This window comes from Methylobacterium litchii, from assembly GCF_038442315.1.
GTDB lineage: Bacteria > Pseudomonadota > Alphaproteobacteria > Rhizobiales > Beijerinckiaceae > Methylobacterium > Methylobacterium litchii.
Genome location: NZ_JBBXMY010000007.1, coordinates 132,422 through 156,104, shown reverse-complemented (window position 1 = coordinate 156,104; position 23,683 = coordinate 132,422). Strand labels below are relative to the sequence as shown.

Annotated in this window: 25 protein-coding genes; 16 read left to right on the top strand and 9 right to left on the bottom strand. The window is 69.1% G+C overall.

Going from position 1 to position 23,683, the window contains the following annotated elements; genetic code table 11:
- Positions 1-265 precede the first annotated feature (265 nt).
- Positions 266-661 carry a response regulator gene (locus AAHF99_RS14770; RefSeq protein WP_243955432.1) on the top strand — a complete coding sequence of 132 codons (396 nt, stop codon included), beginning with the start codon at positions 266-268 and terminating at the stop codon, positions 659-661.
- A gap of 103 nt (positions 662-764) precedes the next feature.
- On the opposite strand, the gene rpsU is transcribed toward AAHF99_RS14770, so the two are convergent.
- Positions 765-1,091: a 30S ribosomal protein S21 gene (gene rpsU, locus AAHF99_RS14765; protein WP_243955433.1), complete on the bottom strand. Its 327-nt coding sequence runs from the start codon at positions 1,089-1,091 to the stop codon at positions 765-767.
- 250 nt (positions 1,092-1,341) lie between these two features.
- Between rpsU and AAHF99_RS14760 the strand changes: the two genes are divergently transcribed.
- The gene (locus AAHF99_RS14760) at positions 1,342-2,388 is read left to right on the top strand and encodes a threonine aldolase family protein (protein WP_342165152.1); all 1,047 of its coding nucleotides are present in this window, start codon (positions 1,342-1,344) and stop codon (positions 2,386-2,388) included.
- 109 nt (positions 2,389-2,497) lie between these two features.
- On the opposite strand, the gene AAHF99_RS14755 is transcribed toward AAHF99_RS14760, so the two are convergent.
- Together AAHF99_RS14755 and AAHF99_RS14750 are read right to left on the bottom strand one after the other, a co-directional pair.
- Positions 2,498-3,670, bottom strand: a complete 1,173-nt coding sequence (locus tag AAHF99_RS14755; protein WP_342165151.1) for a DUF1501 domain-containing protein — start codon at positions 3,668-3,670, stop codon at positions 2,498-2,500.
- Positions 3,667-5,178: a DUF1800 domain-containing protein gene (locus AAHF99_RS14750; RefSeq protein ID WP_342165149.1), complete on the bottom strand. Its 1,512-nt coding sequence runs from the start codon at positions 5,176-5,178 to the stop codon at positions 3,667-3,669. Before AAHF99_RS14750 ends, AAHF99_RS14755 begins: the two co-directional genes overlap by 4 nt.
- Positions 5,179-5,355: 177 nt before the next feature.
- Between AAHF99_RS14750 and AAHF99_RS14745 the strand changes: the two genes are divergently transcribed.
- A complete protein-coding gene (locus tag AAHF99_RS14745; protein ID WP_243955437.1) occupies positions 5,356-6,969 on the top strand; it encodes a peptide chain release factor 3 in 1,614 nt (537 codons plus the stop codon).
- Between the two features lie 13 nt (positions 6,970-6,982).
- Here AAHF99_RS14745 and AAHF99_RS14740 read toward each other — a convergent pair whose 3' ends face one another.
- Together AAHF99_RS14740 and AAHF99_RS14735 are read right to left on the bottom strand one after the other, a co-directional pair.
- Positions 6,983-7,444: a response regulator gene (locus tag AAHF99_RS14740; RefSeq protein ID WP_243955438.1), complete on the bottom strand. Its 462-nt coding sequence runs from the start codon at positions 7,442-7,444 to the stop codon at positions 6,983-6,985.
- Between the two features lie 6 nt (positions 7,445-7,450).
- Entirely contained in the window at positions 7,451-7,918 is a 468-nt protein-coding gene (locus tag AAHF99_RS14735; protein ID WP_243955439.1) for a BLUF domain-containing protein, read from the bottom strand.
- A 298-nt stretch (positions 7,919-8,216) separates the two neighbouring features.
- On the opposite strand from AAHF99_RS14735, the gene AAHF99_RS14730 reads away from it, so the two are divergent.
- From AAHF99_RS14730 to AAHF99_RS14710, 5 genes are all read left to right on the top strand, one after another.
- On the top strand, positions 8,217-9,602 hold the full coding sequence (locus AAHF99_RS14730) for a flagellar hook protein FlgE (protein ID WP_342165148.1): 1,386 nt from the start codon (positions 8,217-8,219) through the stop codon (positions 9,600-9,602).
- Positions 9,603-9,640: 38 nt separating this feature from the next.
- Entirely contained in the window at positions 9,641-11,509 is a 1,869-nt protein-coding gene (flgK, locus tag AAHF99_RS14725; protein ID WP_342165147.1) for a flagellar hook-associated protein FlgK, read from the top strand.
- Entirely contained in the window at positions 11,509-13,080 is a 1,572-nt protein-coding gene (locus tag AAHF99_RS14720) for a flagellin (RefSeq protein WP_342165146.1), read from the top strand. Before flgK ends, AAHF99_RS14720 begins: the two co-directional genes overlap by 1 nt.
- Positions 13,081-13,238: 158 nt before the next feature.
- Positions 13,239-13,499 carry a hypothetical protein gene (locus AAHF99_RS14715; RefSeq protein WP_342165145.1) on the top strand — a complete coding sequence of 87 codons (261 nt, stop codon included), beginning with the start codon at positions 13,239-13,241 and terminating at the stop codon, positions 13,497-13,499.
- The gene (locus AAHF99_RS14710; protein ID WP_342165143.1) at positions 13,499-13,813 is read left to right on the top strand and encodes a hypothetical protein; all 315 of its coding nucleotides are present in this window, start codon (positions 13,499-13,501) and stop codon (positions 13,811-13,813) included. Before AAHF99_RS14715 ends, AAHF99_RS14710 begins: the two co-directional genes overlap by 1 nt.
- A gap of 5 nt (positions 13,814-13,818) precedes the next feature.
- Here the strand turns inward: AAHF99_RS14710 and AAHF99_RS14705 are convergent, their stop codons facing one another.
- Genes AAHF99_RS14705 through AAHF99_RS14695 form a run of 3 tightly spaced genes read right to left on the bottom strand, consistent with a single transcriptional unit; the run spans position 13,819 to position 15,778 of the window.
- Positions 13,819-14,292: a hypothetical protein gene (locus AAHF99_RS14705; protein ID WP_342165142.1), complete on the bottom strand. Its 474-nt coding sequence runs from the start codon at positions 14,290-14,292 to the stop codon at positions 13,819-13,821.
- On the bottom strand, positions 14,279-14,635 hold the full coding sequence (locus tag AAHF99_RS14700; protein WP_342165141.1) for a rod-binding protein: 357 nt from the start codon (positions 14,633-14,635) through the stop codon (positions 14,279-14,281). The genes AAHF99_RS14705 and AAHF99_RS14700 overlap by 14 nt, the downstream gene beginning before the upstream one ends.
- A 12-nt stretch (positions 14,636-14,647) precedes the next feature.
- On the bottom strand, positions 14,648-15,778 hold the full coding sequence (locus AAHF99_RS14695; RefSeq protein ID WP_342165140.1) for a flagellar basal body P-ring protein FlgI: 1,131 nt from the start codon (positions 15,776-15,778) through the stop codon (positions 14,648-14,650).
- A 221-nt stretch (positions 15,779-15,999) separates the two neighbouring features.
- Here AAHF99_RS14695 and AAHF99_RS14690 point away from each other — a divergent pair, with 221 nt between their 5' ends.
- On the top strand, positions 16,000-16,425 hold the full coding sequence (locus AAHF99_RS14690; protein ID WP_342165139.1) for a flagellar assembly protein FliX: 426 nt from the start codon (positions 16,000-16,002) through the stop codon (positions 16,423-16,425).
- 7 nt (positions 16,426-16,432) lie between these two features.
- On the opposite strand, the gene AAHF99_RS14685 is transcribed toward AAHF99_RS14690, so the two are convergent.
- Complete coding sequence (locus AAHF99_RS14685) at positions 16,433-17,923, bottom strand: helicase HerA domain-containing protein (RefSeq protein ID WP_342165138.1); 1,491 nt, start codon at positions 17,921-17,923, stop codon at positions 16,433-16,435.
- A 134-nt stretch (positions 17,924-18,057) separates the two neighbouring features.
- Here AAHF99_RS14685 and AAHF99_RS14680 point away from each other — a divergent pair, with 134 nt between their 5' ends.
- The 7 genes from AAHF99_RS14680 to AAHF99_RS14650 all read left to right on the top strand — a co-directional run bounded on the left by AAHF99_RS14680 (position 18,058) and on the right by AAHF99_RS14650 (position 23,683).
- Positions 18,058-19,323 carry an Hsp70 family protein gene (locus AAHF99_RS14680; RefSeq protein ID WP_342165137.1) on the top strand — a complete coding sequence of 422 codons (1,266 nt, stop codon included), beginning with the start codon at positions 18,058-18,060 and terminating at the stop codon, positions 19,321-19,323.
- 202 nt (positions 19,324-19,525) lie between these two features.
- Positions 19,526-19,690 carry a Flp family type IVb pilin gene (locus tag AAHF99_RS14675; RefSeq protein ID WP_243955460.1) on the top strand — a complete coding sequence of 55 codons (165 nt, stop codon included), beginning with the start codon at positions 19,526-19,528 and terminating at the stop codon, positions 19,688-19,690.
- 100 nt (positions 19,691-19,790) lie between these two features.
- Entirely contained in the window at positions 19,791-21,164 is a 1,374-nt protein-coding gene (locus tag AAHF99_RS14670; RefSeq protein WP_342165136.1) for an MBOAT family O-acyltransferase, read from the top strand.
- A 2-nt stretch (positions 21,165-21,166) separates the two neighbouring features.
- Positions 21,167-22,183 carry a hypothetical protein gene (locus AAHF99_RS14665; protein WP_342165135.1) on the top strand — a complete coding sequence of 339 codons (1,017 nt, stop codon included), beginning with the start codon at positions 21,167-21,169 and terminating at the stop codon, positions 22,181-22,183.
- 156 nt (positions 22,184-22,339) lie between these two features.
- Entirely contained in the window at positions 22,340-22,759 is a 420-nt protein-coding gene (gene dksA, locus AAHF99_RS14660; RefSeq protein WP_243955466.1) for an RNA polymerase-binding protein DksA, read from the top strand.
- A gap of 58 nt (positions 22,760-22,817) precedes the next feature.
- Entirely contained in the window at positions 22,818-23,216 is a 399-nt protein-coding gene (locus AAHF99_RS14655; RefSeq protein WP_243955468.1) for a collagen-like protein, read from the top strand.
- Entirely contained in the window at positions 23,213-23,683 is a 471-nt protein-coding gene (locus AAHF99_RS14650) for a hypothetical protein (protein WP_342165134.1), read from the top strand. The genes AAHF99_RS14655 and AAHF99_RS14650 overlap by 4 nt, the downstream gene beginning before the upstream one ends.

The window sequence follows — 23,683 nt, the reverse complement described above, 5'->3', positions numbered from 1 at the left end:
CTGAACGCCGGGATGCGTCATAATAAGTGTAATCGTCGCGCCGGTTCGGTGAACAGTTTCTTAACCGCCCCCGCCCTGCGCATATTTGAGGCGTCACGCCTGCGTGGGCGGCGAGCTGACCGCTGGGCAGGCATGAGCCACGCTTCTGCGACTCTTGTAGGCGGCTTCATGGCGGGCCAGCATGGCCGAATCGGGGAATCACTCGCGGGTTTCGGCGTGTTGCCCCCGCGAGAGGCATTGCCCCCTTCACAGACAGGAGCCTTCAATGGACTGCGCACGCACCGAGAGTCACGCCCCCGTCGCCCTCGTGGTGGAGGACGACGCGGCGATCCGAGACCTCGCGACGGCGGTCCTTGAGGAAACCGATCTCGGCGTCATCGCCTGCGAGAGCGCGGAAGACGCCCTCTCCGTGTTGGAGCGGGACGACGTGACCGTCGCGCTGCTGTTCGCCGACATCCGCCTGCCCGGCAAGATGGACGGCGTCACCCTCGCCAAGGCGGTCGAGCGGCGCTGGCCCGATGTGCGGGTGATCGTCACCTCCGGCGCCAAGCAGGACGTGGCCCTGCCGCGCGGCGCCGTGTTCATGCAGAAGCCGTGGCGCGCCCTCGACGTGCTCGTCCAGGCCGAGCGCGCCACGATGGAAACGAAGAAGGCGGCCTGACGCCGCCTCCTCGACGCCAAACGGAAAAGGCCCGGACCGTCGAACGGTCCGGGCCTTTTCCAAGTCCGGTCGGTCATCCCGCCGTGACGGCGGGAGAGCCGGATCAGGCCGCCGTGGCGGGAGCGGCGTTGGCAGCCGAGAACTGGTTGTTCTGCTGCGGCGTGGCGGCGGGCAGGCCGGGACGACGACCGGCGCCGGCAACCCGGGGCTTCGGCTTCGGAGCGGCGATCAGCCCCTCGCGGATCGCGGTCTTGCGGGCCTGCTTGCGGGCGCGGCGGACGGCCTCGGCCTTCTCGCGGGCGCGGCGCACGGACGGCTTCTCGTAAGCCTTGCGCTGCTTCATCTCGCGGAAGATGCCCTCGCGTTGCATCTTCTTCTTGAGGACGCGGAGCGCCTGGTCGACGTTGTTATCGCGGACGAGTACCTGCAACGGAAAAGATCCTTTGGCCTAAGTCTGTGGAACGCGCGACCAGTCGCCGATGCGTAAACCGACAAAGTCCCTCGGCCGGATCGAACCGGGGAGGGATGCACGGATCGGTCTACGAATCGGCACGTGGAACGCGCCTTGGCGGGGCTTCTACACCAAGCGCCGCCGAGTTCCAAGACACGCGCGTAGCGTTCGCGCCTGACATGCGAGGGCGATTTGGCCTTCGTGCGGCGGGAGATGCTATGCTCCGGCCATGACGCACGACCAATCGCAGCAATTCGCCAGCGACAACTACTCCGGCATCTGCCCGGAGGCCTGGGCCGCGATGGAGGCCGCGAATTCTGGCCACGCCCCGGCCTATGGCGAGGATGCCTGGACCGTCCGTGCGGCGGACGCCTTCCGCACCCTGTTCGAGACGCCCTGCGAGGTATTCTTCGCCTTCAACGGCACCGCCGCGAACGCGCTCGCTTTGGCCGCCCTGTGCCAATCCTACCACAGCGTCATCTGCGTCGACTCGGCCCATGTCGAGACCGACGAGTGCGGCGCGCCGGAATTCTTCTCCAACGGCTCGAAGCTGCTCACCGTCCGCACCGAAGGCGGCAAGCTGACGCCGCAGGCGATCCGCGCGCTCGCCACCAACCGCAACGACATCCACTTCCCCCGGCCGCGCGTGGTGACGATCACCCAGCCGACCGAGACGGGTCAGGTCTATTCGCTGCGCGAGATCGGCGCCCTGTCGGAGGAGTGCCGCCGCCTCGGCCTCGCGCTCCACATGGACGGGTCGCGCTTCGCCAACGCCTGCGCCAGCCTCGGCTGCAGCCCCGCCGACATGACGTGGCGGGCGGGCGTCGACGTGCTGTGCTTCGGCGGTACCAAGAACGGCATGCATGCCGGCGAGGCGGTGGTGTTCTTCGACGCCAAGCTCGCGGAGGATTTCGGCTATCGCTGCAAGCAGGCGGGCCAGCTCGCCTCGAAGATGCGCTTCCTCGCGGCTCCCTGGGTCGGAATGCTGGAGAGCGGCGCGTGGCTGCGCAACGGCGCCCACGGCAACGCCTGCGCGACGCGCTTCGCGGAGGCCGTCGCGGGTCTGCCGGGCGTGCGGGCCCTGTTCCCGGTTGAAGCGAACGCGGTGTTCCTCAGCCTGCCGCCGGCCATGGCCGAGGGGCTGCGGGCGCGGGGCTGGCGCTTCTACACCTTCATCGGCGGGGGCGCCCGGTTCATGTTCGGCTGGGACGCGCAGGACCCCCGCGTCGATGCGCTGATCGCCGACCTGCGGTCGCTCGCTGCGGTTGCGGCCTAAGCCAGACCCGTCATTGCGAGCGTAGCGAAGCAATCCAGGGAAGCGCCGTGCTTTGAAGCGTCGCGAATCCCTGGGTTGCTTCGCTCACGCTCGCAAAGACGAAGAGGTGTTAGATCAGCGCGAGATTGGCCGGATCGTTGCCGGGGAAGATCCGTTTGAGGGCGTTCTGGTCGAGGCCATAGAGGCGCCCGAGCAGGCCCGAGAGCAGCGCGCGGTAGTCGGTCAGCACCGGCCAGTCGCGGTTCTGGAACAGGTGGGCCTCGTCCGCGCGGACCTGCGGGCCGGCGATCCGCCCGCCGCGCACCCCGCCACCGAGCACCCAATAGACCGAGCCGTGGCCGTGATCGGTGCCGCGCGAGCCGTTCTCGCGGAAGGTGCGGCCGAATTCCGAGACGACCACCACCACCGTGTCGGACCAGCCCGGCCCGATCTCCTCCACGAAGCCGGCGATGCCCCGGCCGAGTTCGCCCATGCGCTCGGCGAGGTAGCCCTTGGCGCCCCCCTGGTTCACGTGGGTGTCCCAGCCGCCGACATCCACGAAGCCGAGATTGAACGTGTCGCGCATCAGGCGGCCAATCCGGCGGGCGGAGAGCTCGAAGCCGCGCGGCGAGGTCGCCCCGCGATCCGCTTGGTCGGCGTGGTTCGAGATCGACTGGTAGACCTCGTCTCGGACGCGGAAGCCTTCGGAGACGGCGCCGGCCAGGGGCGTGTTGCGGTACATCCCGGCGATGAGCTTCGCCTGCCTCTCGTCGATGCCAGGCTTGCCGACCCCCGTGATGGCCATGTTCGGCACCGGCTCCCCGCCGCCCCGGAAGATGAGCGGCAATTGCTCGGTGAAGGCGATGGGCCGCACGCGGGTCAGTTCGGCCGCGAGCCTCGCCATGAAACCGGAATTGTAGTCGCGCGAGGCACCGACCGTCTGGCCAAGTTCGATCGTGTCCTGCGTCTCAAAATGGCTTCGGGTCAGGTCGTCGGTGCCGGCGAAGGGCACGAAGGCCGCCTGTCCCTTGGCGTAGAGCGGCAGGATCGTGTCGCGCAGCGCCGGGTGCAGGCCCCAATCGCCATCGAGGGCGAGCGCGTCCTGCCGCGAGACGGCGAGGTTCGGCCGCACGCGATAGTAGAAGTCGCTGCCGGTCGGGATCACGACGTTGGCTGCGTCGTAGGCGCCGCGCAGGAACACCACGAGGAGCCGTGCATCCGCCTTGGGCGCCGCCCAGACGCGGCCGGCGACGGTGGAAAGGCCAAGGCCGGCGCCGAGGCCGAGGAGATCGCGACGGTTCATCGGGCGAATTCCGGTGAGGCGAGGTAGAGCGTGTTCCAGTCCTGCGGCGAGATCGCCTGCGCCAGGGCCGCGCGGGTCGCCGTGCCGAGGCCGGCTTCGAGGGTGGTGAAGAACAGGCCATTGGCGAGAAGGGGAAAGGCCGGCGCGTCGGGCTCGTCGCCGGAGGCGGGCTTGAACAGGCCCGCCGGGCCGGAGCCGATCTGCCGGGCCACCTCGAACCGGGCGGACATTTGCCCCGGCCCCATCCAGGCTGCCGGATCGATCGGGTAGCCGTCCGGGGTGGTACGGGCGAACAGACCCTCGCCGAGGCGATTCAGCCAGCCGATGACCGGGCCGGTGTTAAGGATCACGCGGCCGTCATAGGCCATGCGCAGGGCCGAGAGGACGTAGCGCATCGGGTCCTTGAACCCGCCGTCCCGCATGGCGGCGAAGGATGGGCTATGGACCAGGGCGTCCATCACGGCAGCGATGTCGCCGTCCGTGCGGGTGAAGACCGCCGCGAGCGTCGCCGCCAGCGCGTCGTCGGGGGCGCGGCCGAGATAGTAGGTGGCCAGCGCGCGGGTGACGTTCCGCGCCGTCGCGGGGGAGCGGGCGATGAGGTCGAGGGCTTCCTCGACCTCGCCGAAGCCCCGCCCCTTGATCGTATGGCCGAGGAAGAGCTTGTCGCCGTAATCGTGCCGGTTCGGGTTGAAGACGAACAGCCCCTCGCGCAGCAGGTCGGCCCGGTGCTCCGGCCTCACTTTGATTTCGTCGCGGTTGGGGGCGATGCCGACGCCGGTGAGGATCCGCGCCAGGGCCTCGACATCGGCCTGGGTGTAGCCGGAGCCGACACCCATCGTGTGCAGTTCCATGATCTCGCGGGCGTAGTTCTCGTTGATGTGGCCTGCCGCGTTGTCGGTGTTGTCGAGGTAGCGCAGCATCGCCGGGTGCCGCAGCGTCGCCTCCGACAGGTCGCGGAAGCGGCCCAGCGCGTGCGGGCGGATGGCGGTGTCGACGTAATCGCCGACCCAGATGCGCACCGGCCCCTTGGCCTGATGCACGTTGAACCGGTTGAACCAGAACCATGTCAGCCGCTCGCGCAACTGGTCCGGCGCGTAGAGGGCGCGCAGGATCGCGGCAGAGGTGGAATGCCGGGCGTCGGCATTCAGGAGTGCTTGGTGATACTGGCGCGCGCTCTTGCGGGCGTCGGGATCGGGCTCGGCGTCGGCGGCCCGTCTCAGGGCGAACAGATAGAGGGTGTGCTCGTACAGCCCGTCCCTCGGCCCCTCGTTCACCACGCCCTGCACGGTGGCGGGGAGTGGCGAGACGGCCGGCGGATGAAGCTGCTCCCTCAGCCACGCCTCGCGGCCCTTGGCGCGCAGCGCGGCGAAAGAGGTCGGCGAGACGCCCCAGGTGAGGGCATCGAGGAAGGCGGCGTCCTCGGTTGCAGAGGGCGCGGCCGCCAGCGGCGAGGCGGCGAGCCACAGCGCGGCGCCGGCCAAAATCGATGCCCAGGCGGGTCGCATCATCGGTTCGGGTCCTTTCCACGCCCGCCGCTGCCGGGGACCGTGACGGTGGAGCCGGAGAATGTCCGCGATGTGTCGCGAAGTTTGCGTTGCATTGCAGCCGCGACGGGCGCCCTTGGCCGGTTGCGGCGCTCGGGGTACACCCGGCGCAAACCGCACCCGCGCGACGAAGACCTTCCCATGTTGATGCAGACACGAACCGAGGCGCCTCCGGCCGATCCGGTGGCCCGGCGGCGGACCTTCGCCATCATTTCCCACCCGGATGCGGGCAAGACTACGCTCACCGAAAAGCTGCTGCTGTTCGGGGGCGCGATCCAGCTCGCGGGCGAGGTAAAGGCCAAGCGCAACCGCGTCTCCACCCGCTCGGACTGGATGGGCATCGAGAAGGAGCGCGGCATCTCCGTCGTCACCTCGGTGATGACGTTCGAGTACGGCGATTGCGTCTTCAACCTCCTCGATACGCCGGGCCACGAGGACTTCTCGGAAGACACTTACCGGACCCTCACCGCCGTCGATTCGGCCGTGATGGTGATCGACGCCGCCAAGGGCATCGAGGCGCGGACGCGAAAGCTGTTCGAGGTCTGCCGCCTGCGCGACATCCCGATCGTCACCTTCGTGAACAAGCTCGACCGCGAATCGCGCGACCCGTTCGACCTGCTGGACGAGATCGAGAAGACGCTCGCCCTCGACGCCGCCCCGGTGACGTGGCCCATCGGCTCCGGCCGCAACTTCTCCGGCACGTACGAGCTCGGCATGAACCGGGTCCGCCGGCTGGACGCCGCCGACGACGCCGGGACCGTGCCGGTCTCGGGGCCGGACGATGCGCTGTTCGACGAACTCCTGACCGAGAACGGCGCCGCCGATGCGTGGCGCGAGGAAGTCGAACTCGCCCAGGGCGGCCTCAAGGCCTTCGACCTTGACGCCTTCCGTGAGGGCCACCTGACGCCGGTCTTCTTCGGCTCGGCGCTGCGCAATTTCGGCGTGCGCGACCTGATCGACGGTTTGGCGAAGGTTGCGCCGGCTCCGCGCGGGCAGGACGCCGACAAGCGCCGGGTGGAACCCACCGAGGCGCGGATGACCGGCTTCGTGTTCAAGATCCAGGCGAACATGGACCCGAACCACCGGGACCGCATCGCCTTCATGCGGGTCTGCTCGGGCAAGCTGAACCGGGGGATGAAGGCGAAGCTGGTGCGCACCGGCAAGCCGATCTCGCTCTCCGCGCCGCAATTCTTCTTCGCGCAGGACCGCGCCATCGCGGACGAGGCCTTTGCCGGCGATGTGGTCGGCATCCCGAACCACGGGACCCTACGCATCGGCGACACCCTCACGGAGGGCGAGGAGATCGTGTTTCGCGGCGTCCCGAGCTTCGCGCCGGAAATCCTGCGCCGGATCAAGCTCACCGACGCCATGAAGGCCAAGAAGCTGAAGGAGGCGCTTCAGCAGATGGGCGAGGAAGGCGTGGTGCAGGTCTTCGTGCCCTACGATGGCAGCCAGGCCATCGTCGGCGTGGTCGGCGCCCTGCAGCTCGACGTGCTCAAGGAGCGGTTGCAGGCGGAATACGGCCTGCCCGTCGATTACGAGACCTCGCGCTTCACCGTCTGCCGGTGGGTGTCGTCGGATTCGGACGTCGCCCTCGACAAGTTCATCGACAGCCACGGCTCGGCCATGGCCAGCGACCTCGACGGGGCGCCGGTCTTCATGGCCTCAACCGCGTTCTCGTTGCGCTACGAGGAGGAGCGCTACCCGGACGTGCGCTTCACCGACGTGAAGGATTACCAGAAGCGGGCGGAGTGAGAGGCCGCGCTGCCTAGTACTTCCCAAGCATCGGGAATTCCTGCGAGAGGGTCGATTGCGCCGCGATCGGCGCCTCGCGCTTGCGCGGCTTCCGGTTGATGACGTTCTTCAGCTTCGTCTTCAGGACGGCGATGTCGAACGGCTTCAGGATGAACGCGTCCGCCCCGGCCTGGTGAGCGAGGTTGATGTCCTCGAACTCGAAGGACGACTCGGTCAGGATGAAGGGCGTGTTCATCAGGTTGTCGTCGCCGCGGATTTCCCGCAGCAGCGTCAGCCCGTCCATCGGCTCCATGTCGAGGTCGGAGATCACCAGGGCGTAGCGGCGGGTCCGCAGCTTCTCCAGCGCCTCGGGGCCGTTCGTCACGCCTTCGACATCGGGGAAGCCGATGCGCGACAGCAGCATCACCACGAGGCGCAGCAGCTTCTCCTGGTCGTCCACGACGAGGATCGGCGGGTGTTCGATGGGCTCGCTCATGGAACCTCAGACGAAAAGATGATCGATGCCCTGGCGGGACATCGCGTCGGCCTGGAGCGCCATCGCCAGACTCTGGATAGCGGACGGTTTGGGCGTTCCGCGTTGAAACATGGGCAGCAGGTTGGCCTTGGCGAAGAGCGTGTCGTTCGGCGCTCCACGTTGAGCGCACTTGAACGAATGGACGAATTCGCGCTTGGCGATTTCGCGCCACTCGCAAATCTGCACCTCCCGGTGCCGCTGGTCGGCGTTGATGCGTTCGAAGGTCTCCTGCACCGAAGTGCGTTCGCCCTCCACGATCTGCGCGGCGAAGTTGGCCTCGATGATCAGGAAGCTCGTGATCACCGCGAACTCGTTCTTCTTCTGCGCCACACGGGTGATGTCGTCGATCTGAGCCGAACGCTTGGCGAGATCGGCCGACAGGGTGAGCCGCGAGAAGTAGATGATGTGGACGAGGCTCGTCCGCTTGGCCCGCATGTCCCGCTGTCCGCATCCCCGGCCGGCCGCGACTCGACCCGAAGCCGGCACCTCGCGGGATGATCGCTGAGGCGAAATAACGTGCCGTAAACGCCGGGCGACAAAGCAATCTTCTCCCCGTCTAGATTCGTCTCCGGACCCTGCAATTTTTGCCGGCCCGGCCGCGACTGCCCGGCGCCGGATGCCGGGTTGGCTGGGCGTCTCTGGAAAAGATCGTTTTATTGCAATGGCTTAGGTTTGGCATGGGGGTTGCGGCGGGGAGGCGTTGCGTTGGCCCTCGTGCCGGGAACCATGTGCCATGGATATCTTTTCCGCGTTGCAGACCTCGGTGTCGGGTCTCCAGGCGCAGTCCTACGCGATCAGTAACATTTCCGGGAACATCGCGAACTCGCAGACCACCGGCTATAAGCGCATCGACACAAGCTTCATCGACCTAATGGCCGAGCAGACCTCCAAGCGTGAGGTCGCGGGCACGGTGCTGGCGCAGGCGCAACTCACCAACACGATCCAGGGGAACGTGGTCTCCTCGCAGGTGGCGACGAACATGGCCATCAACGGCCAGGGCTTCTTCACCGTGCTGCAGAAGACCGGCGACGCCAACGGGCAGGCGAGCTTCGGCAGCCAGACGCTCTATACCCGCCGCGGCGACTTCGCGCCGGACAAGGACGGCTACCTCGTCAACGGCGCGGGCGATTACCTGACCGGCCAGAACATCGACCCGGCCACGGGGCAGGCCACGAACACCGGCCTCATCAAGATCGCGAACTCGACCCTGCCGGCCAAGGCGACGACGACGATCTCCTACAGCGCCAACCTGCCGGCCTCGCCGACCACCTCGAACTCGACCACCTCCGGCTCGGACCTCTACACGCCGGCCGACCCGGCCTCGGTCCTGTTGACCTCCAGCGGCACGGCCACGCAGATCGCGAGCGGCGACGCCGCCAACTTCGTCAACAGCAGCATCGCCGGGCCTGCGGTGACGGGCTACACCTCCACCGGCGCTCCGGTGACGGTCACGACCCGCTGGGCCAAGGTCCAGGATTCGAACACCAGCACGAGCCCTGCGACCCCGTCCGTCTGGAACCTCTACTACCAGTCGGACACGACGGCCTCGGCCTCGAAGAGCGCGTGGACCAATGCTGGCTCGGCCTTCACCTTCGATTCGGCCGGGCAGCTTACCAACCCGACGGGCGGCAGCATCAGCATCCCGAACCTGACCGTCAGCGGCACCAACCTCGGCAACGTCTCGCTGAATTACGGCCAGACCGGCCTGACGCAGTACGCCGACGCTTCCGGCTCCGCGACGACCAACACCCTGACGCAGGACGGCTACACCTCCGGCACGCTCTCCAGCGTGGCAGTGACGGCCGACGGCAAGATCAACGGCACCTTTTCCAACGGATCGGTGGTCGGCCTCGCCTCGGTGGGCTTCGCGCGGTTCACGAACCCGGACGGCCTGAAGCCCGACACCAACGGCCACTATTTCCAGACGGTGGATTCCGGCTCGCCCCTCGCCGGCCTTTCCGGCAGCACCATCGTCGGGGAGAGCACCGAACAATCCAATACGGACATTGCTTCGGAATTTTCGAAGATGATCGTAACCCAGCAGGCGTACTCTGCGAACACGCGGGTCATGTCGACCGCGCAGACGATGATGAGCGACCTCCTGAACGTGATCCGGTGATCGGACACACTCTCGTCCCGTAGGAAAGGGCCACGCCCGTGAGCATGGACGCGCTCTGGACCGCTACGGCGGGCCTCAAGGCGACCCAGGCGGCGATCAACGTCGTCTCGCAGAACGTCGCCAATGCCGGCACGGCCGGCTACGTCCGCCGGACCATCGACACCGTGTCGACGGCGCCGGGCAATACCGGCGTGGCCTCCGGCGCGGTAACGCGCAGCTTCGATGCCGCCGCGCTGAAGCAGCTGCGTTCCGAGACGGCAGGCGCGGCCTACACCGCCACCCGCTCCAGCATCACGAGCCAGCTCGACAAGCTCTACGGCACGCCGGGTACGTCGAGCGCCCTCGACGGCGTGTTCAATACCTTCACCCAATCGTTGCAGGAACTCTCCGCGAGCCCGACCTCGGCCGCCGCCCGCAGCACCGTGCTCAGCAACGCCACGACCCTGGCGAGCCAGATCAACAGTGCCGCCTCCACGGTGCAGAATCTCCGCACCGGCATCGAGGCGCAACTCGGCACCGACACGGCGATGGCGAGTTCGCTGCTGAAGAACATCGCGGCGCTGAACTCCAAGATCCAGAACACCACCGACGCCTCGTCCAAGGCCGACCTTCAGGACCAGCGCGATCAGGCGATCAACAGCCTGTCGAGCTACATGGACCTCAACACGGTCGATCAGCGCGACGGCACAGTCACCGTGCTCACCGGTTCGGGCGTGACGCTCGTGGATCGCGGCAACGCCGCGACCCTCAGCTTCGACGGGCACGGCACCCTGAACGCCGCGTCCAGCTACTCGACGGACGCCTCGAAGCGCACGGTCGGCACCATCACCGCCACGACGCCCGGCGGCGGGCAGATCGATCTCGGCGCCCCCGGCGCCCTGCGCTCGGGCTCGCTCGCCGCCGGGCTCGAATTGCGCGACACGACCCTGCCGCAGGCGCAGCGCCAGCTGGACGACCTCGCCGCCGGCATGGCGACCTCGCTCACCAACAAGACCGTCACGTCCACGACGAACCCGGCCCAGGTCAACCTGTCGGGCATCCAGGCCGGCAACACGCTGACGATCCCCGTGACCTTCACGGATGGCAGCGTGCGCAACGTGACGCTCGTGGCCGCCAACGGCGCCAGCAAGGCCGTCGATCCGTCGCTGACGACCGACGCCACGAGCTTCGCGCGGACCTTCGATATCTCCTCGGGCACCGACCTCCAGACCTCGATCAACGCCGCCCTCTCCGCGATGAGCGCGGATGCGACGAAGGCCGGCTACAAGAACGTCCCGTCGATCACGGCGACCGTCACCGGCACGACCGTGAGCCTCGCCGGCGGCGCCAACACGACGGTCGGCGGCGCGACGGCGAGCATCACCCAGCCGAAAAGCGTCTCGGACTTCGCCACCGGCTACCCGCAGATCGCCCTGTTCACGGACGGCGCAAGCGCCCTCTACACCGGCAGCGTCGATTCCAGCGCGCAGATCACCGGGTTCGCCCAGCGGATCGCGGTGAACACGAACCTCACCAACAATTCCGCCTACCTGACGGCGTCCGGCGCCAGCGACCTGACCGCCTCAGGGACGCGGGCGCAGGCGCTGTTCACGTCGCTGACCGTGACGCCGCAGACCTTCTCCTCCGCGAGCGGGATCGGCGGCGTCACCGCGCCCTACTCGTCGTCCGTGTCGCAATTCGCGCAGGACATCATCTCCGCGCAGGGCGCGGCCGCCAGCGCGGCCACGTCCCTCGACAGCACCCAGCAGGTGGCGCTCTCCACCGCGCAGAGCCGCTTCTCCGCCTCCGCCGGGGTGAACATCGACTCCGAGATGTCGAACCTCATCGCCCTCCAGACGGCCTATGGCGCGAACGCCCGTGTGCTCACGGCGGCCCGCGACATGCTCAACCAGCTGCTGCAGATCTGATGACAACCATCGCGCCTTTCGCGGCCGGCAGCTACATCGCCAACCGCAACACCTCGCAGCTCCTCACGCTGAAATCGCAGCTGAGCGACCTCACGAACCAGCTGAGCAGCGGCCTCACCGCGCAGAGCTACGGCGGCCTCGGCAGCGGACGCACCGCCGCGCTCTCGGCGCAGGCCTCGATCAGCGCACTGAACGGCTACAGCGCGGTCATCGACACCGCGCAGACCCGCGCCAAGCTCGGCACCGCCAGCCTCACGCAGGTCGCGACGGTGGCGGCCGACACCAACACGACCCTGCAGAACGGCCTGCAGAGCACCTCGACCGATACGCAGGCGGCGAAATCGACCGCCCTCAACAATCTGAACGCCGCGCTCGACGCCCTCAACCAGTCGGATGGGAGCGTCTACCTGTTCGGCGGCAAGAACGGGTCCACCCCGCCGGTCCTCGATGCCAGCACGATCCTCTACGGAACGAGCAACGCCAACGGGACGGTCGATGGCCTCTCGACCATCGTCAACGAGCAGGTCGCCGCCGATCTCGGCCCGAACCAGAATGGCCGGCTCGCATCGAGCGTGACGGGCAGCGTCGTCTCGTTGACCGAGGGTGCCAGCTCACGCTTGGCCGCACCGAACGGACCCTTCGGATTCTCCGTCGGCGGCGCCGTGGCGAGCAATGCCGCCTCGATCACCTTCGCGCAGAATGCGTCGACCGGCACCTCCTCGCTGACCGTGGCGAGCCAGCCCGTCTCCGGCGACACGGTGACGGTGACGCTCACCCTGCCGGACAAGTCGACCACCTCGATCACCCTGACCGCGACGTCCTCGACCACGGCTTCGGGCTCGAACACCTTTGCCATCGGGGCGAACACCGACGCCACCGCCGCGAACCTGAAGACCGCCCTCGCCAGCGCCATTGGCAATGCTGCCACAACGACGCTCTCGGCCAGCGCTACGGCGCGCGCTTCCACGAACTTCTTCGCCGCTTCCACCGATGCCGGCACGACGCCCCGGCGGGTCTACACCGATCCGACCACGGGCGGGCCGACCTACGCCTACCCGACCACCACGCCCGCGACGGCGGTGAAGCAATCCGTGGTCTGGTACCAGGGTGAGAGCGGCACCGATGCCACCGCCCGCGCGTCGCAATCCTTCCAGATCGGCTCCAGCGCCACGGTGCAACTCGGCGCGCGGGCGAACGAGACGCCGATCCAGAACGTGCTCGCGGGTCTCGCCACCGTCGCCCTCGGGATGCCGACCGGCAGCACGGCGAGCAACGCGCAGGCCTATCAGGCGGTGGTCGCCCAGGCGACGCCGCTGCTCGCGGCCAACGCCACCGGCGATAGCGTTCAGGACATGGTCACCGACTTCAGCCTCGCCTCGGCGCGGATGTCGAACGCCAAGACCGCCAACGCCGCCCAGCAGAGCACCCTGCAGGACACGGTGGACGGCATCGAGCAGGCCTCGACCGAAGAGGTGGCCACGAAGCTCCTCGATCTGCAGACACGCTTGCAGGCAAGCTACCAGATCACGGCCTCGCTCTCGAAGTTGTCATTGGTCAATTACATCTCGTAGCGCGTCACCGGACCCCCGGACGACGGTGACACTTCACACTGTCGCCGTTTTTGAGGCGTGTCTGACGGCATCGGACGGTTCGCGCGCTGCGTGACCGCGCCAAACCAGCCTCTCCATCGGCGAACAGCCGTATAAGACCGCTAGTGATCGGGTGTCGGATGACGTCTCGCGAGCCTGTCGAAGAGATCCGCCGTCTCGGGGCCGCCAACGCCATCGGTGCCATCGTGTTGGCGGAGCAGGTCGTCGACACGCATGTCGCCGGCTTCGCGAACCGGGCGGAGCGGTCGCTGGCCCTCGACGCCCTCTTCCGCGACCTCGCCCGGCTGCGCCGCCGGGAGCCGACCCTCGACGGGTTCATCACCGAGATCGAAGGCTACCTCGACTCGCTCCACCGCGACCTCGTCGGGCTCGCGGCCTGATGCGCCGGGCGTTTCTGGCCCTCGCCGCCGTGCTCGTCGGCGGCGCGAGCGCCAACGCCCTCGACCTCGATCTGGCGAAGATCGCGCCGACCATGGAGGCCTGCCCCGGCCGGCCGGGCTTCGTGCGGATGCCGGGCGCCCCGAATTGCACCCGCCTGTCGGGCCGGGTCGCCGGGGGCGTCGATGCGCGGGCCGGTGCGGGCGGGGTTGCCACGCGTCCGGTCGCCGCCGGACGCATTGCCATCGACAACAGGGCGGACACCGATTTCGGCGAGGTCCGCACCTATGTCCGAGTCGGCAACGGCCGGCGCTGAAACTCTCAGAGCGAGCGTGAGACCACCAGCGGGCCGCTGCGCGCGCCGCGTCCGTAGGGGGAGGGCGCCGTCCGCGCGGCCCCGTAGCCGGCGGGCGTCCGCGACTTGGCGATGTCGTCCGCCAGTGAGCGGATCAGCCCTTCGCAGACCGTCCGGGCCGTGGCGAGCACGGCTTGGTTCGCCTCGACGGCGGCGGTGAAGGTCTTGTGCGCGTCGCGCAGGGTGGTGACGCCCTGCGGGTAGAGCCGCGCCATCGCCACGGCGTTCGCCTTGGCCGCCTCCAACCCCTGCATGTAGGCGGCAGCGAGTTCCGTCTTCGGTTCGGCGGCCACGACGCCGGCCTTCAGCCGACCCGCGCGGATATGCGCCGCCTCCTCGTCCAGCACGGACTTCAGGGCGGTCATGTTCGCGAGGATGCCCGCCACCAGCGCCTCGGCGCCGGCCCGGTCCACCAGCCGCAACGGTTCAGGCGCCGACATTGGTCGCCCCCTGCATCTTCATCATCTCGCGGAACACCGAATCGGCGATACCCACGCCGCCACTCTGCACGATCTTGTTGGCGTATTCCTTCGTCAGCATCGACCGGTAGACGCCGCCGCCCGTGCCGTTCTCACCGAGCGGCCCGTCCGTGCCGTCGGATTGGGTCATGCGGTCGAGGCTGTTCTCCAGGAACATCTTCTCGAAGTCGGTGGCGGTCTTCTTGATCTTCGTCGCGCTGCCCGGGCTGACATTCGTCGAGGCTGTCTTCTCGGCGACGCTCCCCGCGATGGACTTCGCGACCCCGATGGCGGCGCTCGCCGCGATGCTGGCTAGCTGGATCATGGTCTCTCCCCCTCACATGAGTTCGATATCGGCCTGAAGCGCGCCCGCCGACTTGATCGCTTGCAGGATCGAGATCAGGTCGCGCGGGCCGACGCCCAGGGCATTGAGCCCGTCCACGAGGTCGCGCAGGCTGACGCCCTCCTTCACGAGGGCGAGCTTGTTGCCGTCACCGGTATCGACCTTCACCCCCGTGCGCGGTACCACCGCCGTCTGGCCGTTGGAGAACGGCGCGGGCTGGCTGACCTGCGGCTGCTCGGTGATCGTGACCGTCAGGTTGCCCTGGGCGATGGCCACCGTGGAGACCCGCACGTCGCGCCCCATCACGATGATGCCGGAGCGCTCGTCCACCACCACGCGGGCGGCCTGATCCGGCTCGACCTTCAGCTGCTCCACCTCGGTGATGAGCCGCATCATGTTGCCGTGATACTTGCCGGGGATCTGGATCGTGACGGTCGCCGGGTCGGTCGGCTCGGCCGTGTCGGCGCCCATGAAATCGTTGATCGCGGAGGCGATCCGCTTCGAGGTGGTGAAATCCGGGTTGCGCAGGGACAGGCGCAGGTTGCGCGCGTCGCTCAGCTTGAACGCGATCTCGCGCTCGATGTTCGCGCCGTTCGAGATGCGCCCGTTGGTCGGCACGCCGCGGGTGATCTTGGCGGCGTCGCCCTCGGCCGAGAAGCCGGCGATGGCGATGGACCCCTGCGCCAGGGCGTAGACTTCGCCGTCGGCACCGAGCAGCGGCGTCACGAGGAGCGTGCCGCCCTGGAGGGATTTCGCGTCGCCGAGCGAGGAGACGGTCACGTCGATCCGCGTGCCCTGCGCGGCGAAGGGCGGGAGGTTCGCCGTCACCATCACCGCCGCGAGGTTCTGCGTGCGCATCGTGGCGCCGCGGGTGTTCACGCCGAGCCGTTCCAGCATCGCCTGCAGCGACTGCTTGGTGAACGGGATGTTGTTGAGGGTGTCGCCGGTGCCGTTGAGACCGACGACGATGCCGTAGCCGACGAGCTGGTTCTGGCGCACGCCTTCAATGGAGGCGAGGTCCTTGACCCGCGACAGGGCGAGGGCCGGCACGGCGAAGGCCATCAGCGCAAGAAACGCTGAGGCGAGGACCGGGATCAGGCGGGTCGTCGGATGACGGAGTTGCATGCCGGGTTCGGTGAGGTGGCGGGGCCTGATCCGATAACGCCAGCGCCGTGCCAACTGGGCCAAACCCGTAAGTCCCTGTTTCCGCACCGTTTCCGTGGTGGGCCGCATGGGAGCGGCCGGGCCCGTTCTTGCCGACCCGGCAGGTTCTGCCGCCCCGTTTACTGCCGCTTAACCCTGCCGGGCCGAGTGTCGGCTCACCCCTTCCGGCACCGTACGAGATGATGCGCGTCGATTCCCGCCAGCCGATCCGGACGACCGTCGGCGTCTCGGCCGGGCGACGCGACGGGGTGCGGGGCTTCAGCCTCGACGCCACGCCGGACGCGCCGTCCCACACCTCGGCCCCCGCCGGCCCGGCGACGCTCGCCGGGCTCGACGCCGTCCTCCTGCTCCAGACCGAGACCGACACCCCGCAGGAGCGCCGCCGCCGCGCCGCCCGCCGGGGCCACGACCTCCTCGACGGGCTCGACCGCCTCAAGGCGGCGATCCTCGGCGGCCGTGTGGGCGCGGGCGAGCTGCGCGCCGTGGCCTCCCGCCTCGCCGACCGCTCCGGCTCCTCAGGCGACCCGCGCCTCGACGGGCTGATGGCCGAAATCGAGCTTCGCACGGCGGTGGAACTGGCGAAGCTGGAGATGCGGCGGGGGGTTTAGGGCCGCGCTACCCCAACCGCCGCCGCAGCCCGCCGGCTGCCGGTTGCGGGGCGCCGGGGGCGGTTTCCGCGCCGAGATCCGGGACGGCGATGATCGGCGCGCCGCGCAAGTCGCGGCGGGTGACGATGGCGCCGCGCTCTTCGAGAAAGGCGAGCATCCGCCGCGCCCGCCCGCCCGAACTCGTGCCGTAGGCCTCCGCCAACGCCGCATCCGTGGGACAAGGCGCGCCTTCGATGGCCGCGCGGGCGACCACGAGGAACAGCCCGGCGAGGTCGTCGGGCAGGCCGGCGGCGATGCCTTGCGCCTTCTCCCAGCCCGAGCCGTCGCTCACCTCGCTCCCGCCCTCGGCCCGCGCCACGGCGAGGCGGCGCTTGAACTCGGGCAGCGACAGGGCCTCGCCCCGGATCCGGCGGATGCGGCAGCGGACGGTGAAGTCCTGGTAGAGGGTCGCGGGGGTGCAGGTGCCCGCATCCGCATCGGTGATGACCGAGTGCATCACCTCGGCGATGATCGCGTCGCGCTCGGCCGGATCGAGGGCGTCCTCCTCGGGCTCCTCGGAGGGGGCCGGTGGACGGTAGGAGGCGAGTTGCGACAGCACGTCCTGTACCGGGGCAGGCTTGGGCTGGCGACGCACGGGCGGCGCCTCGCCGCGGGGCTCCGGCGTCAGGATCAGGGCGCGGGCGTCCTCGATGTCGCTCGGAAGCGGGAGCAGGCCCGGCGCGGCGGCGCGGCTTACCGTCTCCGTCGCCCCCACCGCGATGGTCATCGGGCGGCGGGATAGGGCGGGCCCGAGCCCCACGAACTGGCCGCGCGGGAGATCGCGAAAGGTCTCGGCCTGCCGCCGCTCCATGCCGAGGAGGTCGGCGGCGCGCGCCATGTCGATGTCGAGGAAGGTGCGGCCCATCAAGAAGTTCGAGGCTTCCGCCGCGACGTTCTTGGCGAGTTTGGCGAGACGCTGGGTGGCGATCACCCCCGCCAGCCCGCGCTTGCGCCCGCGACACATCAGGTTTGTCATCGCGCCGAGCGACAGGCGGCGCGCTTCGTCCGAGACCTCGCCCGCCGCCGCCGGGGCGAAGAGCTGAGCCTCGTCCACCGCCACCAGCACCGGGTACCAATGCTCGCGGTCGGCATCGAACAGCCCGCCGAGGAAGGCGGCGGCGGCGCGCATCTGGCCGTCCGCGTCGAGGTTGTCGAGAGTCAGCACCACGGACACCCGGTGGACGCGGACCCGCGCCGCCACGCGCTGGAGCGCAGCGTCGTCGCCATCGGCCTCCACCACGACATGGCCGTAGCGCTCCGCGAGGCTCGCGAAATCGCCCTCCGGGTCGATGATGGCCTGCTGGACGTAGCCCGCGCTCTGTTCGAGCAGCCGGCGCAGCAGGTGCGACTTCCCGGAGCCGGAATTGCCCTGCACCAGCAAGCGCGTGGCGAGCAGTTCGGTCAGGTCGAGGAGAGCCGGGCGGTCGCCCGTCAGTCCGAGATCGATGTCGCAGCGCATGCCGCCCCTTTACCACGCCTTGTGCCCGAGAGGCGGGTCCGCCATGCGCCTGTCCACGGCTTCGCGCCTGGACCGGCGGCACAGGGCCGGGTAATCGCCACGCCCCACCCCACTTGAACGATCGGATTCCCCCGATGGCGGCCTGCGGCCTCGACTTCGGCACGTCGAACACGACCCTCGGCCACCGCACACATGGCGGTCCGGCCCTCCTGCCGCTGGAGGGGAGCCACGTGACGGTGCCGAGCGCGATCTTCTTCGAACCGCGCCGGGATCCGCTGATCGGCCGCGCGGCGACGGCCGCCTATGTCGCGGGCAAGCCCGGCCGGCTGATGCGCGGGCTGAAATCGGTGCTCGGCACGCCGCTCATCGAGGAGGCGACGCCGGTCGGCCGCGAGCGGCTGCGTCTGCGGGACGTCATCGCCCGCTACATCGCCATCGTGAAGGCCCGCGCCGAGGAGCAGGCCGGCACGACCTTCGACGCGGTGGTCCACGGGCGCCCGGTCCATTTCGTGGACGGCGACCCGGAGGGCGACCGCCGGGCGGAGAACGTCCTGCGCGAGATCGCCCACGAGGTTGGCTTCCGCGACATCGCGTTCCAGTACGAGCCCATCGCCGCCGCCCTCGATTACGAGCGGCAGGTGGAGCGGGAAGAGATCGCTCTGATCGCGGATATCGGCGGCGGCACCTCGGACTTCTCCATCGTGCGGCTGTCTCCCGAGCGGCGGCGTCAGGCCGACCGGGCGGCGGACATCCTCGCCAATGACGGCGTGCGCATCGGTGGGACCGATTTCGACCGGCAACTCAGCCTCGCCACCGTGATGCCGCTGCTTGGCTTCGGCAGCCCGATGAAGCGCGGTGACCTCGACGTGCCGGGGGCCTATTACCACGACCTCGCCACTTGGTCGGCGATCAACCGCCTGTACGACGGGCGCACCCTGCGCGAGATCGACGACGTGCTCCGCAACTGCGCCCGGCCCGACCTCGTCGGGCGCCTGCGCACGGCGGTGGAAGAGGAGCGCGGCCACGCCCTCGCCGGGACGGTCGAAGCCGCCAAGATCGCGGCTTCCGAGACCGGCGACGCCGCCATCGACCTCGGGCCCATCGAGCGCGGCCTCTCGGCCTCCCTCGACCGAAGCGGCCTCGCTTCGCAGACGGACGGTCTCGCCCGCGCCGTCGCCGCGCGGATCGGCACCTGCCTGCGACAGGCGAATCTGCCGGCCGAGCGGATCGACGCCCTGTTCCTCACCGGTGGCTCGACGGGGCTGCCGCATCTGCGCGCCGCCCTGGCCGCCTGCCTGCCGGAAGCGCGGATCGTGGCCGGCGACACGTTCGGGTCGGTGGGGCTCGGCCTCACCATCGCGGCCGAGACCCTCGCCGGGCGCTCCCGCGCCGACGCCTGAACTGTATTGCAGGCAATTCAGTTGCCGGCGACGCTCAAAGGCGTCGCCCCGTCGCGGGAAACGTCGCGACATAAACCATTATCGCCGAAATGACGGAAGACCTGCCGTAAATTCGCCGACTCACCCTCGATCCCTAGATTGCATTAGTGCTTGATCAACGATTTGTGATTAGGTTTTGACCTGTCCAAAGGGGTCAAAGGCCATGCAGAAGATCTTTTCCGCATTTGTAAAGGATGAGGGCGGTGCTACCGCCATCGAGTATGGAATGATCGCCGCGCTGATCGCAGTGGTGATCATCGGAACGCTGCAGGTCATCGGAACCCAGTTGAACGCCAAGTTCGGCTCGATCTCGGCCCAGCTGCAGTGATGTGACCGGTTTGGGGCGAAGCCGCGTGTTGACGTGGCTGCCCCGATTTCCGAAAAGGCGCGCCGCTTAGGGGAGTCAGGCGGCCCGGCCGCGCCGCTGAATGCTATTCAACTCCTACGTCTTTCTGCTCGCCTTTCTGCCCGCCGCCCTCGTGCTGCACGGGCTGGTGGCGCGCGCTGCGCCGAAGTGGCGGCTGCCGCTCCTCGTCCTGCTGTCCTTCGTCTTCTACGGATGGTGGGACCTGCGCTTCGTGCCGCTGCTCGGCGGCTCGATTCTCGTCAACTGGCTGGTCGCCCGCGCCTTCGGCCGGCGACCGCTGGCGTGGCTGATCCCGGCCGCCATCGCCGGCAACCTCGCCCTGTTGGGCCTGTTCAAATACGCGGATTTCCTCGCGGACCTCGCGAACCGGATTCCGGGGCTCGACGCGCCGCGACTCGGGCTCGCCCTGCCGCTGGGCATCTCGTTCTTCACCTTCCACCACATCATGTACCTCGCGGACCTGCGGGCGGGCCGCGCGCCGTCCTTCGGGCTGGTGAAGTACGCGCTCTACATCTCGTTCTTCCCGCAGGTCCTGGCGGGGCCGCTGGTGCGCTGGTCGGAGATCATGCACCAGTTCGAGGAGCGCCCCTACGCGCGCCCGGATGCCGCCGAGCGGTTCGGGCGGGGGCTGATCCTCCTCGCCGTGGGCCTCGCCAAGAAGGTGTTCCTGGGCGATCCGCTCGCGGCCTACGTCAACCCGGTGTTCCAGGCGGCGGCGCAAGGCAAGGCCATCGCGCTGGGTGAGGCGTGGCAGGCGACCCTCGGCTTCACCTTTCAAATCTATTTCGACTTCTCCGGCTACACCGACATGGCGCTCGGCATCGCGCTGATGTTCGGCCTCGTCCTCCCGCAGAACTTCGACGCGCCCTACCGCGCGACCTCCCTCCAGGATTTCTGGCGGCGCTGGCACATGACCCTGTCGCGCTTCCTGCGCGACTACCTCTACATTCCCCTCGGCGGGAACCGGCACGGGCTGCCGCGTCAGGTCGGCGCGCTGGTCGCCACCATGGCGCTGGGCGGGCTGTGGCACGGCGCCGGCCTCACCTTCCTCGCCTGGGGGGCGCTGCACGGGGCGGGGCTTGGCGCCGGCCTCCTGACCCGTCGTGCCGGCTGGCGCATGCCTTCGCCCCTCGGCTGGCTGATGACCGGGCTGTTCGTCGCCCTGACCTGGGTGCTGTTCCGCGCGACCTCGTTCGACGCGGCGCTCGCCATCTACAAGGGCCTACTTGGGTTCACTCCGGGCGCCTCCGAGTTCAAGTGGCGGGCCATCGCCGTGGCGGGCCTCGTCGCGACGCTGGGGCCGACCGCCTGGAACGCGGTCCACCGCTTGCCACCCCGGCGCAGCCTCGCCCTGGCCGTCGCGCTGCTGTTCGTGCTCGTGCTGCTCAAGATCGGCGACGATGCGAACTACGAATTCATCTACTTTCAGTTCTGAGGATGGCGGCCGGCCTTCCCAACACAGAGCGACGCTGGCGCGGGTTCGCCGTGGCCGTGCTGCTCGGCACCGCCGGCCTGCTGGCGAGCTATCTGGCCCTCGCCGTGATCGTCGATCCCTACGAGACGGGGCGGGTAAGGCTTCTGTCGCGCGGGGCGATCCGGCCGCAGGGACCGCGCACCGCCATCGCGTGGCGCGGCCGCGACCCCGCCTTCGAGGGCGCGCTGATCGGCAATTCGCACCTGCAATTGATCGAGCCCTCGGTCCTGGCCGAGCGGACGGACATCCCGTTCGTGCAGCTCACGATCCCGGCCACGGGCGCGGCCGAGCATTTCGCCGTGCTCCGCTGGTTCCTGCGCAACCACCCGAAGCCGGCGGCCATCGTGCTCGGCGCCGACGCCTTCTGGTGCGCCGACGACCCCAGCTTCCCGAACCCGAACCCCTTCCCGTTCTGGCTGATCGGCCATTGGCCCGACTATCTTGCCGGCCTCCTGCGCCTGCCCGCCGCCGAGGAGGTGGCGAGCCGCATCGGCTGGCTGCTCTCGGCCAAGCGCCCGAAGGCCCCCGCCGATGGCTGGTGGAATTACGAGCCGGATTACCTCGCCCTCGGCTTCGGGCGCGATCCGGTCCTGATCGCCCGGCTCGACAAGCCCGTCGGTGCGGACCCGGAGCCGCACCGGGGCGGGCCGTTCCCCATCGCCGAGGCGTTCCGCGCCGCTCTTGCCGCGATCCCGGAGGCGACGCCGGTCGTGCTGCTGATGCCGCCGGTCTACGCGGCCGGCGAGCCCCCGGCCGGCTCGCCCCGCGCGAAGGCCGAGGCCGCGTGCCGGGCGACGATCCGCGGTGAACTCGCCCGCCACCGCCTCAGCGCGGTGGTGGATTGGCGGGACGGACGCCCTCCGCTGACGGACCCGAGCCTGTTCTTCGACCAGACCCATTACCGCCTGCCGGTGGCGCGGGAGATCGGCGCCGAGATCGCCAATGCGATCATTCATTTGCGGGCGAATGACGCGGATTGAGGCTCGCGACCGTGGCAACCAAGCCGCACGCAACGACGCAGTGCGGCCGAGGCCGGATGGAACGCCGCCCCCGCGTTGTGGTGGCTCCGAGCCTCGACTATACGGCACTCGAATTATCGCCGCACACCGGCCCCCCTATTCGGAAGAGGGTTTCGCATGGCGAAGGTGACTCTGGAGGACGGCTACGTCCCGTCCGACGCCGAGCCCTTCATGAATGAAAGGCAGCGCGAGTATTTCCGCCGCAAGCTACTGAATTGGAAAAGCGAGATCCTGCGCGAAGCCCAGGATACGCTGACGGCGCTGCAGAGCGAGAACGAGAACCACCCCGACCTCGCCGACCGCGCCTCCTCCGAGACCGACCGCTCCATCGAGCTGCGCGCCCGTGACCGCCAGCGCAAGCTGACCGGCAAGATCGACGCCGCCCTGGCGCGTCTCGAAGACGGGTCCTACGGCTATTGCGAGGAGACCGGCGAGCCGATCTCCCTCAAGCGCCTCGACGCGCGGCCCATCGCGACCCTGTCGCTGGAAGCGCAGGAGCGTCACGAGCGCCGCGAGCGCGTCTATCGCGACGATTGATCGGCCCTCCGGCGACCCTATCCTCGATGGGCGCGATGGCGCGCCTTTCGGAGCATCCATGAGATCCCTGCTGGCCGTCGCGCTGATCCTCGCCCTGGGCGCCTGCGGGGAGTCGAAGCCCGGCCCCGCCGGCCCGCCCGGCCCGAAGGGGGACCAAGGCCCCGCCGGTCCGCAGGGGCCCGCCGGCCTCAACGGTGCGACCGGCGCCAGCGGCCCCGCCGGACCACAAGGCCCGAAGGGCGAGCAGGGGCAGGCCGGCCCGTCGCCCAACAGCCAGATCCGCCTCGACGTGGCCTGCCGCAAGGACGAGGAACTGATCGGCGCCTATTGCCGGGGCATGTCGGTGCTGCCCTCGGTGAGCGTCACCGATGGGGTCGCGACGGTTGCCTGCATCGACCTCGCCTCGAAGCCCGCGAAGGACGCCACGCCCGTGGCCGTGTGCATGAGGAAGCCGTGAGACGCGCCCCGATCCTCCTCGCCGCCCTGCTCGCCACGGCGCCCGCCTTCGCCGAGCCCTTCGTGCCGGGCGATCAGCGGGCGGTCGATCTGGTGAAGACGCACATCACCAATGGCTACGTCACCGTGGGGCGGACCATCGCCCATGCGGAGCGGATCAGCCGGGGCGCCTTCGCCCTCACGGGCTATGAGGTGGAGCAGCGACCGAACGAGCCGTTCAAGCATGTCCGCATCTGCTACCGGCTGGGCATCGAACCGCCCGCCTGCCCGGTGGAATATCTGGTCGGCACCAACCCGCCGCATGTCGAGCCGTCCGACCGCTATGACGGGATCGGCCGCGATCTCGAACACGGGCCGCGCGCCTTCCTGAGGGCGCTCGCCCGCGAGGCCGCGTTGCAGCGTCAGCCGGAGATGCTGCGCCGGGTCCAGGCGGCCCTCGACCCGTACAACCCCTACGACTGGCGATAG

Bases quoted from the DNA above. Each gene is read 5' to 3' on its own strand.
- AAHF99_RS14770 (WP_243955432.1), top strand. From the start codon at position 266: ATGGACTGCGCACGCACCGAGAGTCACGCCCCCGTCGCCCTCGTGGTG.
- AAHF99_RS14760 (WP_342165152.1), top strand. From the start codon at position 1,342: ATGACGCACGACCAATCGCAGCAATTCGCCAGCGACAACTACTCCGGC.
- AAHF99_RS14755 (WP_342165151.1), bottom strand. From the start codon at position 3,670: ATGAACCGTCGCGATCTCCTCGGCCTCGGCGCCGGCCTTGGCCTTTCC.
- AAHF99_RS14750 (WP_342165149.1), bottom strand. From the start codon at position 5,178: ATGATGCGACCCGCCTGGGCATCGATTTTGGCCGGCGCCGCGCTGTGG.
- AAHF99_RS14745 (WP_243955437.1), top strand. From the start codon at position 5,356: ATGTTGATGCAGACACGAACCGAGGCGCCTCCGGCCGATCCGGTGGCC.
- AAHF99_RS14740 (WP_243955438.1), bottom strand. From the start codon at position 7,444: ATGAGCGAGCCCATCGAACACCCGCCGATCCTCGTCGTGGACGACCAG.
- AAHF99_RS14735 (WP_243955439.1), bottom strand. From the start codon at position 7,918: ATGCGGGCCAAGCGGACGAGCCTCGTCCACATCATCTACTTCTCGCGG.
- AAHF99_RS14730 (WP_342165148.1), top strand. From the start codon at position 8,217: ATGGATATCTTTTCCGCGTTGCAGACCTCGGTGTCGGGTCTCCAGGCG.
- AAHF99_RS14720 (WP_342165146.1), top strand. From the start codon at position 11,509: ATGACAACCATCGCGCCTTTCGCGGCCGGCAGCTACATCGCCAACCGC.
- AAHF99_RS14715 (WP_342165145.1), top strand. From the start codon at position 13,239: ATGACGTCTCGCGAGCCTGTCGAAGAGATCCGCCGTCTCGGGGCCGCC.
- AAHF99_RS14710 (WP_342165143.1), top strand. From the start codon at position 13,499: ATGCGCCGGGCGTTTCTGGCCCTCGCCGCCGTGCTCGTCGGCGGCGCG.
- AAHF99_RS14705 (WP_342165142.1), bottom strand. From the start codon at position 14,292: ATGTCGGCGCCTGAACCGTTGCGGCTGGTGGACCGGGCCGGCGCCGAG.
- AAHF99_RS14700 (WP_342165141.1), bottom strand. From the start codon at position 14,635: ATGATCCAGCTAGCCAGCATCGCGGCGAGCGCCGCCATCGGGGTCGCG.
- AAHF99_RS14695 (WP_342165140.1), bottom strand. From the start codon at position 15,778: ATGCAACTCCGTCATCCGACGACCCGCCTGATCCCGGTCCTCGCCTCA.
- AAHF99_RS14690 (WP_342165139.1), top strand. From the start codon at position 16,000: ATGCGCGTCGATTCCCGCCAGCCGATCCGGACGACCGTCGGCGTCTCG.
- AAHF99_RS14685 (WP_342165138.1), bottom strand. From the start codon at position 17,923: ATGCGCTGCGACATCGATCTCGGACTGACGGGCGACCGCCCGGCTCTC.
- AAHF99_RS14680 (WP_342165137.1), top strand. From the start codon at position 18,058: ATGGCGGCCTGCGGCCTCGACTTCGGCACGTCGAACACGACCCTCGGC.
- AAHF99_RS14675 (WP_243955460.1), top strand. From the start codon at position 19,526: ATGCAGAAGATCTTTTCCGCATTTGTAAAGGATGAGGGCGGTGCTACC.
- AAHF99_RS14670 (WP_342165136.1), top strand. From the start codon at position 19,791: ATGCTATTCAACTCCTACGTCTTTCTGCTCGCCTTTCTGCCCGCCGCC.
- AAHF99_RS14665 (WP_342165135.1), top strand. From the start codon at position 21,167: ATGGCGGCCGGCCTTCCCAACACAGAGCGACGCTGGCGCGGGTTCGCC.
- dksA (WP_243955466.1), top strand. From the start codon at position 22,340: ATGGCGAAGGTGACTCTGGAGGACGGCTACGTCCCGTCCGACGCCGAG.
- AAHF99_RS14655 (WP_243955468.1), top strand. From the start codon at position 22,818: ATGAGATCCCTGCTGGCCGTCGCGCTGATCCTCGCCCTGGGCGCCTGC.